Origin of the sequence: Escherichia sp. MOD1-EC6475 (assembly GCF_003046645.1) — a bacterium.
Taxonomy (GTDB): Bacteria; Pseudomonadota; Gammaproteobacteria; order Enterobacterales; family Enterobacteriaceae; genus Escherichia; species Escherichia ruysiae.
Genome location: NZ_PZKQ01000032.1, coordinates 20221 through 32716, shown reverse-complemented (window position 1 = coordinate 32716; position 12496 = coordinate 20221). Strand labels below are relative to the sequence as shown.

The 12496-nt window shown below is 50.3% G+C and carries 10 protein-coding genes and 1 pseudogene; 4 read left to right on the top strand and 7 right to left on the bottom strand.

Features of this window, described 5'->3' with window-relative positions; translation table 11 throughout:
* Window positions 1–486 precede the first annotated feature (486 nt).
* Together A7589_RS11700 and A7589_RS23685 are read left to right on the top strand one after the other, a co-directional pair.
* Window positions 487–1179, top strand: coding sequence for a FadR/GntR family transcriptional regulator (locus A7589_RS11700; protein ID WP_001131157.1), 693 nt, complete (start codon window positions 487–489; stop codon window positions 1177–1179).
* Between the two features lie 154 nt (window positions 1180–1333).
* Window positions 1334–1459, top strand: a pseudogene (locus tag A7589_RS23685) (hypothetical protein); the annotation flags it as partial.
* On the opposite strand, the gene rbsR reads toward A7589_RS23685, so the two are convergent.
* The 7 genes from rbsR to kup form a co-directional block, all read right to left on the bottom strand.
* Entirely contained in the window at window positions 1425–2417 is a 993-nt protein-coding gene (gene rbsR, locus A7589_RS11690) for a ribose operon transcriptional repressor RbsR (RefSeq protein ID WP_000224459.1), read from the bottom strand. The pseudogene A7589_RS23685 and the gene rbsR overlap by 35 nt on opposite strands.
* Before the next feature lie 3 nt (window positions 2418–2420).
* Entirely contained in the window at window positions 2421–3350 is a 930-nt protein-coding gene (gene rbsK / locus A7589_RS11685; protein WP_024257347.1) for a ribokinase, read from the bottom strand.
* A 125-nt stretch (window positions 3351–3475) separates the two neighbouring features.
* Complete coding sequence (gene rbsB, locus A7589_RS11680; protein WP_001056273.1) at window positions 3476–4366, bottom strand: ribose ABC transporter substrate-binding protein RbsB; 891 nt, start codon at window positions 4364–4366, stop codon at window positions 3476–3478.
* A gap of 24 nt (window positions 4367–4390) precedes the next feature.
* On the bottom strand, window positions 4391–5356 hold the full coding sequence (rbsC, locus tag A7589_RS11675) for a ribose ABC transporter permease (RefSeq protein ID WP_000211858.1): 966 nt from the start codon (window positions 5354–5356) through the stop codon (window positions 4391–4393).
* Between the two features lie 4 nt (window positions 5357–5360).
* Window positions 5361–6866 (bottom strand): ribose ABC transporter ATP-binding protein RbsA, encoded by a 1506-nt coding sequence (gene rbsA / locus A7589_RS11670; protein ID WP_000387777.1) that lies wholly within the window; start codon window positions 6864–6866, stop codon window positions 5361–5363.
* Between the two features lie 7 nt (window positions 6867–6873).
* On the bottom strand, window positions 6874–7293 hold the full coding sequence (gene rbsD, locus A7589_RS11665) for a D-ribose pyranase (RefSeq protein WP_010354838.1): 420 nt from the start codon (window positions 7291–7293) through the stop codon (window positions 6874–6876).
* 166 nt (window positions 7294–7459) lie between these two features.
* Window positions 7460–9328, bottom strand: a complete 1869-nt coding sequence (gene kup, locus A7589_RS11660) for a low affinity potassium transporter Kup (RefSeq protein ID WP_000102310.1) — start codon at window positions 9326–9328, stop codon at window positions 7460–7462.
* A gap of 222 nt (window positions 9329–9550) precedes the next feature.
* Between kup and ravA the strand changes: the two genes are divergently transcribed.
* Window positions 9551–11047, top strand: a complete 1497-nt coding sequence (gene ravA, locus A7589_RS11655; protein WP_010350991.1) for an ATPase RavA — start codon at window positions 9551–9553, stop codon at window positions 11045–11047.
* Window positions 11041–12492 carry an ATPase RavA stimulator ViaA gene (viaA, locus tag A7589_RS11650; protein WP_108188843.1) on the top strand — a complete coding sequence of 484 codons (1452 nt, stop codon included), beginning with the start codon at window positions 11041–11043 and terminating at the stop codon, window positions 12490–12492. Before ravA ends, viaA begins: the two co-directional genes overlap by 7 nt.
* Window positions 12493–12496: the final 4 nt, after the last annotated feature.

Genomic DNA, 12496 nt, shown 5'->3' with positions numbered 1-12496 from the left:
CTTCAATTTAAAAGTTTGATGCTCAAAGAATTAAACTTCGTAATGAATTACGTGTTCACTCTTGAGACTTGGTATTCATTTATCGTCTTTCGACGTTAAGAATCCGTATCTTCGAGTGCCCACACAGATTGTCTGATAAATTGTTAAAGAGCAGTACCGCTTCGCTTTTTCTCAGCGGTGCGGGGTGTGCATAATACGCTTTCCCGCTACAGAGTCAAGCATTTTTTTTGCTTTTCTCTGCCGGAATTCTCAGGAGAATCCCGCTGACCCGGCGGCTTGTCTGCCGTTGTTCCGTGTCAGTGGTGGCGCATTATAGGGAGTTATTCTGAGCTGACAAGAGGAAATTTAAAATAATTTTCCGAATGCGCGTTTTTTCATCAAAACACCTGTTAGTGTGCCATAAAACAAGCAATTTGCCGTTTTTGCAACCGCAATCACACTTCCAGGTGGCATACTAAGGGGGAAAAAAGAATAAGGAAGATGAGTATGCCATTAAGCGCACAACAGTTAGCTGCACAGAAAAACCTTTCGTATGTTCTGGCTGAGAAGCTAGCACAACGGATCTTAAAAGGTGAATACGCACCTGGCACCATTCTGCCTGGTGAAATTGAGCTGGGTGAGCAATTTGGAGTGAGCCGTACTGCGGTACGCGAAGCGGTCAAGACGCTAACGGCAAAAGGAATGGTTTTGCCACGACCACGAATTGGTACGCGTGTCATGCCACAATCCAACTGGAATTTTCTTGATCAAGAGTTGCTCACCTGGTGGATGACTGAAGAGAACTTTCATCAAGTTATTGATCATTTTCTGGTTATGCGTATCTGTCTGGAGCCGCAAGCCTGCTTATTGGCAGCAACGGTAGGCACCGCAGAACAGAAGGCGCATCTCAATACATTAATGGCCGAAATGGTGGCGTTAAAAGAGCATTTCCGCCGGGAGCGTTGGATTGAGGTCGATATGGCCTGGCATGAACATATTTATGAAATGAGCGCCAATCCATTTTTGACATCTTTCGCTTCTCTATTTCATTCGGTTTATCACACTTACTTTACGTCAATAACCAGCGACACCGTGATAAAGCTGGATCTACACCAGGCTATTGTCGATGCAATAATCCAAAGTGATGGCGACGCTGCATTTAAAGCTTGTCAGGCGCTGCTACGCTCCCCTGATAAGTAACATAACAAACGGGGCGCTGAATACAGTATGGCGGGTTTGCCGTGCATTGCGGCAAGGGTCATCTTTATACAGACACTAAATCTCACCATCCTGAATACCACCTTATCCGCAACTACTGCCATCATCAGTCATACGCTGACGGTGGCAATTCTTATTCAGGGGAATTATTACTGTTGCTTCAGTAGCAGTGTTCATGCTTCGGAAAGCAACTGATGGTAATAATTTGATTAAAAGAAAGCGCAAATCTAAGCCGAGCCGCGCTCCATCAGAATCGGCGTAAGTTGTAGTCGTTGTTGCTGTAGATTTGGCTGTGCCATCCGGTGGATGAGTACATCAATCGCCAGCTCCCCCAGTTCATCTTTTGGTTGATGAATTGTAGTAAGCGGTGGCGTCATAAAGCTTGCCAGTTCAATATCGTCATAGCCAATCACCGCGATATCCTGCGGGACATATAACCCAGCCTGATATAGCGCCTGATAAACGCCAACTGCCATAGCGTCATTTCCAGTAAACACTGCCTGTGGGCGTAGCGGATGCGATAACAACTGCTGCATCGCGTCAAACCCGCCGTTAAATTCAAAATCGCCAGTGACTTCATAACCATCAGGAACGTCAAGGCCAGCACGCTTCATTGCCGCCCGATAACCTTCCAGCCGCAAACGTGCAGGCGTTTTATCCAACGGGCCGGTAATACAGGCAATTCGGGTATAACCTTTGTCGATCAGATATTGCGTCGCTAAATCACCGCCCAGCAACGAGTTATCCTGAATAAGATCGCTGTCGCCATCGAACGGCGCCCAGTCCATCATCACAGTAGGGATTGTTGGATAACGTTGCATTATTTCACGCGAAGGCTGGTGTGTTTCAGTACAGAGTAATAGCAAACCATCGACACGCTTTTGCATCAGCGTTTCCAGATTGCGATTCATTCGCTGCTCATCGCCTTCGGTATTACACAGAACAAGACTGTAACCGCGCTCGAAACAACTGCGTTCGACGCCACGCACCAATTCAGAATAGAAAGGATTGGTACTGGCAGTGATCAACATGCCAATGGTATGTGTTTGATTGAGCTTGAGGCTACGCGCCAGAGCTGATGGCGCGTAATTGAGTTCTTTAATCGCCGCTTCAACTTTGGCGGTAATCGCTTCACTGACGAAGCGATCTTTATTGATGACGTGAGAAACTGTTGAGGTAGAAACGCCCGCCAGGCGGGCAACATCTTTCATTGTGGCCAAGCGTCACCTCTGCCTGTCTAAAAATGCGTCGATCTCTTCACGCCACGGTACGGAAGGTTGTGCGCCTTTACGTGTTACGGCAATCGCAGCGGCAGCATGGGCAAAACGAATCGCCTCTGGCAATGGTTTTTCTTCCAGCAACGCCGTGATTAACGCGCCGTTAAAGGTATCTCCGGCAGCAATGGTATCGACAGCCTGCACCCGGAATCCAGGAACGCGCTGACCTTCACCATTCACGCTAGCCCATACACCACGACTTCCTAAAGTAATCAGTACAGTACGGATACCTTTTTCATGCAGTACTTGCGCTGCCTTCGCTGCATCTTCATCATTTGCAACACGAATACCGGTGAGCTTTTCTGCTTCCGTTTCGTTTGGCGTAATAATGTCCACCAGCGCCAGCAGTTCGTCAGGAAGTTCGCGAGCCGGAGCCGGGTTAAGCGCAACGATAGTCTTATTTTGATGGGCGATTTTCGCCGCTGCCATCACACTTTCGAGTGGTGATTCCAACTGCATTAATAATGCTGACGCGTTGGCAATACGCTCACGTTGCGCTTCCACCAGCGCCGGGGAAAGGGCAGCGTTAGCGCCGGCATGAATACCAATGACATTCTCACCTTCGCCATTAACAAAAATCAGCGCCACGCCTGTTGATTCGCCGTTGATCACGCTGACCGGAGAAATATCGATGTTATCAGTGGCGAGCTGCTGGCGAACACTCTCACCAATACTGTCATCCCCCGTGCAGGCAATAAACGCGATATTCGCACCGCTACGCCCTGCAGCCACAGCCTGATTCGCGCCTTTACCGCCGAATGCGACTTGATAGTGGTTACCGGTTACGGTTTCGCCTGGAGTAGGAAAAGATTGAAGATTAAGAATGTGGTCAGCATTAATGCTGCCAAGAACAACGAGGCTGCCTGCGTTTTGCATATTCGGGATGTCCATAAAATGCGCCACCGTGTTAGGGTGGCGCGTGCCCTGCTTTTCTTTATATTACACGTTCATCTGTCGATGCCGTATTGATGTCACCATCAGGTCATACAACCTGATTAAAACTACTGCTTAACAACCAGTTTCAGATCAACCGGATACTTAGCCTGAACTTTCTCGCCTTTCAGCACTTTATCGGCGGTTTCGACGCCTTTAGCGCCAATCTGATCGGGTAGCTGAGCGATAGTCGCTGCTAGTTTGCCATCATTCACCGCTTTTTCGCCATCCGGTGTACCGTCAAATCCGACGACCATCACATCCGATTTACCGGCAGTTTGCAGTGCGCGCAGCGCGCCCAGCGCCATTTCATCATTCTGCGCGAACACAGCCTGCACATCCGGGTGAGCGGTCAGCAGGTTCTGCATAACGTTCAAACCTTTGGTGCGATCGAAGTCTGCCGGCTGGCTGGCGAGAACGTTAAACTTGTGAGCAGCAACGGCCTGCTGGAAGCCTTCACCACGTTCACGAGCAGCGGATGTACCGGCAATGCCTTGCAGTTCGATAACTTTTGCACCTTCGCCAGCTTTCTTCGCGATGTAATCACCAGCAATTTTTCCGCCCAGTACGTTATCTGAAGCAATGTGGCTCACCACTTCACCTTTCGTTGCCTGGCGGTCAAGAGTGATAACCGGAATGTTCGCCTGGTTAGCCATCTTCACAGCATTACCTACTGCGTCGGAGTCCGTCGGGTTAATCAGCAGAATTTTGGTGCCGCGAACGGTTAAGTCCTGCACGTTCGCCAGCTCTTTCGCCGGGTTGTTCTGGGAGTCCAGCACCACCAGGTTATAACCGAGTTTATCCGCCTCTTTCTGCGCACCATCTTTCAGCGAAACAAAGAACGGGTTATTGAGCGTGGAAACCACCAGCGCAATGGTGTCTTTTGCCATCGCATTCGCACTGACGGTGGCGCTTAACGCAACAGCAGAAACCAGGGTAGCCAGTTTTTTCATGTTCATATTCAAGATGTCCTGTAGTCGTTATTACTGCTTTTTGTTGTCTACCAGCACCGCCAGCAAAATCACCACCGCTTTGACGATCATCTGGTAATAGGAGGAAACACCTAACAAATTCAACCCATTATTAAGGAAGCCAAGAATTAATGCGCCGATCAACGTCCCAACAATGCGACCTTTTCCGCCCGCCAGGCTCGTACCGCCCAGAACCACCGCAGCAATAGCATCCAGCTCATAGCCAGTACCCGCCGTGGGTTGTGCGGATGAGAGGCGCGCCACTTCAATGATCCCGGCCAGCGATGCCAGCAGACCACAAAGAGAATAGACGATGATTTTGATTTTATTGACGTTGATACCAGAAAGGCGCGTTGCCGCTTCGTTACCACCCAGCGCGTAGATGTAACGTCCCAGACGCGTGTGATGCAGCATGTACCAGGCCGCGAGGAAAACAATCCCCATGATCCAGACAGGCGTCGGAACACCCAGCGGACGACCAATACCAAACCAGCCGAACAGATCGGCGTTCTCAGTAAATCCGGTATTCACCGGACTACCGTTGGTGTAAACCATGGTCACGCCGCGCAGTAAAAGCATCATAACCAGAGTAGCGATGAACGCCTGGACGCGACCTTTCGCCACAATCACCCCAGTTACCGCACCAATTGCGGCACCTAAGGCGAGAGCGGCTGCGACAGCCACCAGCGCGTTGACTTCAATGCCGACGATAGATGCAGCAACTGCGCCGGTCAGCGCCAACAGAGAACCTACCGACAGGTCGATGCCGGACGTCAGAATCACCAGCGTCATCCCGACCGCCATAATGGCGTTCACCGAGGTTTGCTGGAGAATATTGAATAAGTTATTGATGGTGAAAAAATTCGGGCTTAACGTCGAGACAATCGCGATCAGCACCAGCAGAGCGATAAGCGATTTCTGCTCCATCAGCCACGCTTTCGTGAAATAACGGCGACCAGAGACAGTCTGGGTTGTCATTTTTTTACTCCTGATTCACGCGATTAAGCTTGCCCACAGCGGCAGCCATTAACACTTCCTGAGTGGCCTGCTCACGAGTAAATTCCCCGCTGAGATGCCCTTCATGCATGACGATAATGCGATCGCTCATGCCTAATACTTCTGGCATTTCCGATGACACCAGAATGATGCTCAAGCCATCGGCTTTGAACTGGTTAATCAGTTGATAGATCTCTTTTTTCGCGCCGACATCTACGCCACGGGTAGGCTCATCAAGGATCAACACTTTAGGGCGAGTCATCAGGCCACGAGCAATCGCCACTTTTTGCTGATTGCCACCGGAGAGCAGACCTATTGCCTGTTCCATCGACGGCGTTTTCACGTTGAACAGACGGATAAAATCACTGACCGCCTGCTGCTCATCCGCATGTTTCAGGCTACCACCAGTGCGACTGAAGTAGCGTAGCGCGGTCAGTGACATGTTCTCTTTTACTGACATGCCCAGCACTAAACCGTCGCGTTTACGGTCTTCAGAGATATACACAATGCCATTCGCCAGGCCATCCTGCGGCGAGCGGGTAACGACCTCATGCCCATCCAGGGTGACGTAACCGCTTGTGCGCGGCAGGGCACCGTAGAGCACTTTCATCAGTTCGGTACGGCCTGCGCCCATCAAACCAGAGACGCCAAGAATTTCGCCTTTGCGTAAAGTAAAAGAGACATCGTTAACGCCGGGTCCGCAGAGATTATCGACTTTCAGTAAGACGTCCCCTGGCGCTTTGTCCAGGTGTGGATACTGATCTTCCAGCTTACGCCCCACCATCATCTCAATCAGCGAATCTTCAGTCAGTGATGCCACTTCGCGCTCGGCAATAAATTGCCCGTCACGAAAAACCGTAACGTCATCACAAATCTCGAAGATTTCTTTCATGCGGTGGGAAATATAGACAATGCCGCGCCCCTGCGATTTCAGTTCGCGGATAACGCGGAACAGGGATTCAGTTTCGGTATCGGTCAGCGCATCGGTCGGTTCATCCATAATGATGACTTTTGACTCAAAGCTCAGCACTTTGGCAATTTCCACCATCTGCTGGTCGCCAATAGAAAGATCGCCCACCAGCTTGTCGCTTTTAAAGCGCAGGTTAAGTTTGGCTAATAGTTTATCCGCTTCGGCATACATGGTTTTCCAGTCAATTTTGCCAAAGCGATTAACAAACTCACGACCGAGGAAAATGTTTTCTGCGATGGTCAACTGCGGGATCAGGTTCAGTTCCTGGTGGATAATCCCAATCCCGGCTTCCTGGGAGGATTTCGGCCCGGTAAAAGTAGTCTCTTTCCCCAGCCATAAAAGCGTACCGGCATCACGGGTATAGATACCGGTCAGCACTTTCATCATGGTGGATTTACCCGCGCCGTTTTCACCCACCAGTGCCATCACACGACCTGGATAGACATTTAACGCGGCTCCCGAGAGAGCTTTTACGCCCGGGAACGCTTTATCGATGCCTTTAAGCTGTAGTAATGCTTCCATGGCGGCCTCAGAACGTCACGCCAGCACAGAGAATGATATTCGCATACGGAGAACATTCTCCGCTGCGAATTACCGCCTGACTTTCTGCGGTTTGTTGTTTGAATTTTTCATGCGTGGTGTAACGAATTTCAATGGTGTTTCCCTGGTGTTTTTGCAGCTGCTCAAGGTGAGTGAGCAACGTTTCGTGGAGTTGCGGATTATGTTGTTTGATCTCTTCCGCGATAATGGCTGCCTCGACCTGCATTTCACTTGTGACGACGCCCAGCACCTGCATAAAAGAAGGTACACCCTGGGTTAATGCCATATCGATACGCGTTGTCGTTTTAGGGATGGGTAAACCAGCATCACACACCACCAGCGTATCGGTATGCCCCAGGCGGGAGATCACCGACGAAATATCAGAATTAAGAACGGCGCCTTTTTTCATTTTTTTCTCCATCAGCGAAACGTTTCGCTGACCCGCAGTTTAATCCCGACTGATTAAGGAAAACCATCACGACGTTACGGAAATGTGATCAACATCGAAACGTTTTACATCGTGAGTAACCATGAAAACAAAAACGCCCCCTTATGGAGAAAGGAGGCGTCTGGAGTTAGATTTCGACCTGAGTACCCAGTTCGATAACCCTGTTTGGTGGAATTTCAAACTGATCTGGCGCGCGCAGCGCATTACGTTGCAACAGCAAGTATAGCTTGCCACGCAGACGCAAGTACCACGGGCGTTTGCCGAGGATTAACGACTCATGCGACATAAAGAAAGAGGTTTCCATCATCCGGCAACTTAACCCTTCCAGACCGCAACGGTGGAAAACTTCTTCCACGTTTGGCGTTTCTCGCCAACCATAACTTGCCACCACGCGCCAGAAAGTGGGCGACAATTGTTCAATCTGTACCCGACGGACGTTATGGACATATGGAGCGTCTTCAGTACGCAGAGTTAACAGAATAACCCGCTCATGCAACACCTTGTTATGTTTAAGGTTATGCATCAACGCAAAGGGAATGACATTAATTGCACGCGACATATACACAGCGGTTCCGGGAACGCGAACAGGCGGTGATTTCTCCAGTGAAGCAATCATCGCTTCCAGAGAGTTACCATGTTCGTGCATCCGACGCAGCAGGCGGAAACGCTCGCTCTTCCAGGTCGTCATCACGATAAACATCACCGTGCCGAGGCTCAGAGGCAACCAGCCACCGGAAAGCAGTTTATCGAGGTTAGCGGTAAACAGAGGGATATCGACACACAGGAAAGCAATCAGGATCAGCGCAACAAAATACTTATTCCAGTGCCAGTTCTGACGCGCCACGGTAGTTGAAAGAATAGACGTCAGTACCATCGTTCCGGTCACCGCAATCCCATACGCCGCCGCCAGGTTGCTGGAGTGCTCAAAGCTGACAATGACAATCACGACTGCGACATAGAGCATCCAGTTCACAAACGGAATGTAGATTTGCCCTGACTCCATTTCAGAGGTGTGAATAATGCGCATCGGCGACAAGTATCCCAGACGTACCGCCTGACGCGTCAATGAGAAAACACCAGAAATAACCGCCTGAGAGGCAATCACCGTTGCCAGTGCAGCGATTATCAGTAGCGGGATCAGCGCCCAGTCCGGAGCCAACAGGAAAAACGGGTTCTTAATCGCTTCCGGGTGTTTTAACAGCAGCGCCCCCTGCCCAAAGTAGTTAAGGGTCAAAGACGGCAATACGACGGTAAACCACGCCAGGCGAATAGGGAACTTACCAAAGTGCCCCATATCGGCATACAACGCCTCGACACCGGTAATCGACAGTACCACCGCGCCTAACGCAATAAAGGAAACGGTTTTATATTCAAGGAAGAAATGCACCGCCCACATCGGATTCAGCGCATGTAACACTTCCGGGTTGGCAATAATGCTACGTAACCCCAGCCCTGCCAGAATCAAAAACCAGGTAAGCATGATAGGCGCAAAAAGCTTACCGACCATAGCAGTGCCATGTTTTTGAATCATAAACAGTAAAGTGAGAACGATGATTGAGAGGGGAACTATCCAGGTGTCCAGCTGCGGAGCGACGATTTCCAGACCTTCTATAGCGGACATCACCGAAATGGCAGGCGTTATGACAACTTCACCATAGAAGAAACTGCCGCCGATTAGCCCCATAATCACCAGCATTGACGTCGTTCGCGCCGACGTATTGCGCCCGGCAAGCGACATCAACGTCAGGATCCCCCCTTCACCGGCGTTATCTGCACGCATGACGAAGGTGAGATATTTTATGGAAACCACAAAGATTAGCAGCCAGAAGATCAGCGATAAAAAACCAAACACGGCATCGCGTTCAACGCCAAAACCAAACTGGCCGGACAAACATTCACGAAGTGTATATAACGGGCTGGTACCAATATCGCCGTAGACAACTCCAATCGCCGCGAGGGTTATCGCGGGCAACGATTGCTTATTATCAGTGCTCATAGACTAGTCTTTCGTTGAAATATGAAATGTGTGCGTAGTCCCTTGGCCCACAAAAAAGCGCACAGTATGCACGATTAACGGCAAAATCGTACTCCTAAATGCGGCCACATTAACCTGGCTCAAAGAAAAATAGCCCTCCTTTGAGACTATTTTTGCCACCAGCAAGAAACGTCTATACTCGCAGTTTACGCAGAACTTTTGACGAAAGGACGCCACTTCATTATGGCTCACCCTCATTTATTAGCGGAAAGAATTTCCCGTCTGAGCAGTTCGCTGGAAAAAGGGCTTTATGAACGTAGCCACGCCATCCGCCTGTGTTTGTTAGCGGCATTAAGTGGTGAAAGCGTATTCCTGCTTGGCCCGCCAGGTATTGCTAAAAGTTTAATCGCCCGGCGCTTAAAATTCGCCTTCCAGAATGCGCGAGCGTTTGAATATCTGATGACCCGCTTCTCCACACCGGAAGAAGTTTTTGGCCCCCTTTCTATTCAGGCGTTAAAAGATGAGGGACGCTATGAACGCTTAACCAGCGGCTACCTGCCGGAAGCGGAAATCGTCTTTCTTGATGAGATCTGGAAAGCCGGGCCAGCGATTCTTAATACCCTACTAACCGCTATTAATGAACGCCACTTCCGCAACGGCGCACATGTTGAAAAAATCCCTATGCGTCTGCTGGTGGCGGCATCCAACGAACTGCCAGAAGCAGACAGCAGCCTGGAAGCGTTATATGACCGTATGCTGATTCGTCTGTGGTTAGATAAAGTGCAGGATAAAACGAATTTTCGCTCCATGCTGACCAGCCAACAGGATGAAAACGACAATCCCGTTCCGCCATCCTTGCAGGTCACGGATGAAGAATACGAACGCTGGCAGAAAGAGATTGGTGAAATTACGCTGCCCGATCATGTATTTGAGCTGATTTTTATGCTGCGTCAGCAACTGGATAAATTACCGGATGCGCCTTATGTCTCCGACCGTCGCTGGAAAAAAGCGATCCGCTTATTGCAGGCCAGCGCCTTTTTTAGCGGTCGCAGCGCGGTTGCCCCGATTGATCTCATCTTGCTGAAAGATTGCCTGTGGTATGACGCCCAAAGTCTGAATTTAATTCAACAACAAATTGACGTATTGATGACCAGTCATGCGTGGCAGCAACAGGAAATGCTGACGCGACTGAGTGCAATTGTGCAGCGTCGCCTGCAACTTCAGCAACAACAAAGCGATAAAACAGCCTTTACGGTGATTCGTCAGGGTGGCATGTTCAGCCGTCGCCCGCAGTATCAACTTCCAGCCAACATAACCGCCTCCACACTGACCCTGTTGCTGCAAAAACCATTAAAATTGCATGATATGGAAGTTGTTCATATCGCTTTTGAGCGTAGCGCGCTGGAACTGTGGCTGAACAAAGGCGGCGAGATTCGCGGCAAATTAAATGGTATCGGTTTTGCCCAGAAGCTAAATATGGAAGTTGATAGCGCCCAACATCTGGTGGTACGCGATGTGAGTTTGCAGGAGGCGACTCTGGCGCTGCCCGGCGCATCGGCAGAGGGGCTACCCAGCGAAATAAAACAACAACTAGAAGATCTTGAAAGCGACTGGCGCAAGCAACACGCCTTATTCAGCGAACAGCAAAAATGTCTGTTTATCCATAGCGACTGGTTAGGTCGCATTGAAGCCAGCCTACAGGATGTCGGCACCCAGATTCGCCAGGCGCAACAATGCTAACACTGGATACGCTCAATGTGATGCTGGCCGTCAGCGAAGAGGGATTGATCGAAGAGATGATCATCGCTCTGTTGGCCTCGCCGCAGTTGGCGGTCTTCTTTGAAAAATTCCCACGACTGAAGGCGGCAATCACTGATGATATTCCCCGCTGGCGTGAGGCGCTGCGCAGTCGGCTGAAAGATGCCAGAGTTCCGCAGGAACTCACGGAAGAGGTCATGTGCTATCAGCAAAGCCAGCTTCTTTCCACGCCGCAATTTATTGTGCAACTACCGCAGATACTGGACTTACTGCATCGACTGAATTCCCCGTGGGCCGAACAAGCCCAGCAGTTGGTTGATGCCAACAGCACGATCACTCCGGCATTACACACGCTTTTTCTCCAGCGTTGGCGCTTAAGTCTGATCGTGCAAGCGACGACGTTAAATCAACAGTTATTAGAAGAAGAACGCGAACAACTGTTGAGTGAAGTTCAGGAACGCATGACGCTAAGTGGGCAGCTTGAACCGATTCTGGCAGAAAACAACACCGCAGCCGGTCGTCTGTGGGATATGAGCGCTGGTCAGCTTAAACGCGGCGACTATCAGTTAATTGTAAAATACGGTGAATTTCTTAACGAACAGCCGGAACTGAAGCGCCTGGCGGAACAGCTGGGGCGTTCGCGGGAAGCCAAATCAATACCCCGCAACGATGCGCAGATGGAAACCTTCCGCACCATGGTGCGCGAACCGGCGACCGTTCCTGAGCAGGTTGATGGTCTGCAACAAAGCGATGATATTTTACGCCTTCTACCGCCGGAACTGGCGACGCTTGGGATAACTGAACTGGAGTATGAATTTTACCGTCGGCTGGTGGAAAAGCAGTTACTCACCTATCGCCTGCACGGTGAGTCGTGGCGTGAAAAAGTTATCGAACGCCCGGTGGTACATAAAGATTACGACGAACAGCCGCGCGGACCGTTTATTGTCTGCGTGGATACTTCTGGCTCAATGGGCGGCTTTAATGAACAGTGTGCGAAAGCGTTCTGCCTGGCATTAATGCGCATTGCCCTCGCTGAAAACCGGCGCTGCTTTATTATGTTATTTTCCACCGAGATCGTCCGTTATGAGCTTTCAAGCTCACAAGGCATCGAACAAGCGATTCGCTTTTTAAGCCAGCAGTTTCGTGGCGGCACCGATCTTGCCAGTTGTTTTCGCGCCATTATGGAACGCTTGCAAAGTCGGGAATGGTTTGACGCCGATGCGGTGGTGATTTCTGATTTTATCGCCCAGCGGTTGCCTGACGACGTGACGAGTAAAGTGAAAGAGTTGCAGCGGGTACATCAGCATCGCTTTCATGCCGTGGCGATGTCGGCACACGGCAAACCCGGCATCATGCGCATTTTCGATCATATCTGGCGCTTTGGTACCGGGATGCGAAGCCGCCTGCTCAGACGCTGGCGGCGATAAATTA

Excerpts from the sequence above, each read along its gene's own strand:
- kup (WP_000102310.1), bottom strand. The coding sequence starts at position 9,328 with ATGAGCACTGATAATAAGCAATCGTTGCCCGCGATAACCCTCGCGGCG.
- viaA (WP_108188843.1), top strand. The coding sequence starts at position 11,041 with ATGCTAACACTGGATACGCTCAATGTGATGCTGGCCGTCAGCGAAGAG.
- ravA (WP_010350991.1), top strand. The coding sequence starts at position 9,551 with ATGGCTCACCCTCATTTATTAGCGGAAAGAATTTCCCGTCTGAGCAGT.
- A7589_RS11700 (WP_001131157.1), top strand. The coding sequence starts at position 487 with ATGCCATTAAGCGCACAACAGTTAGCTGCACAGAAAAACCTTTCGTAT.
- rbsC (WP_000211858.1), bottom strand. The coding sequence starts at position 5,356 with ATGACAACCCAGACTGTCTCTGGTCGCCGTTATTTCACGAAAGCGTGG.
- rbsB (WP_001056273.1), bottom strand. The coding sequence starts at position 4,366 with ATGAACATGAAAAAACTGGCTACCCTGGTTTCTGCTGTTGCGTTAAGC.
- rbsA (WP_000387777.1), bottom strand. The coding sequence starts at position 6,866 with ATGGAAGCATTACTACAGCTTAAAGGCATCGATAAAGCGTTCCCGGGC.
- rbsD (WP_010354838.1), bottom strand. The coding sequence starts at position 7,293 with ATGAAAAAAGGCGCCGTTCTTAATTCTGATATTTCGTCGGTGATCTCC.
- rbsK (WP_024257347.1), bottom strand. The coding sequence starts at position 3,350 with ATGCAAAACGCAGGCAGCCTCGTTGTTCTTGGCAGCATTAATGCTGAC.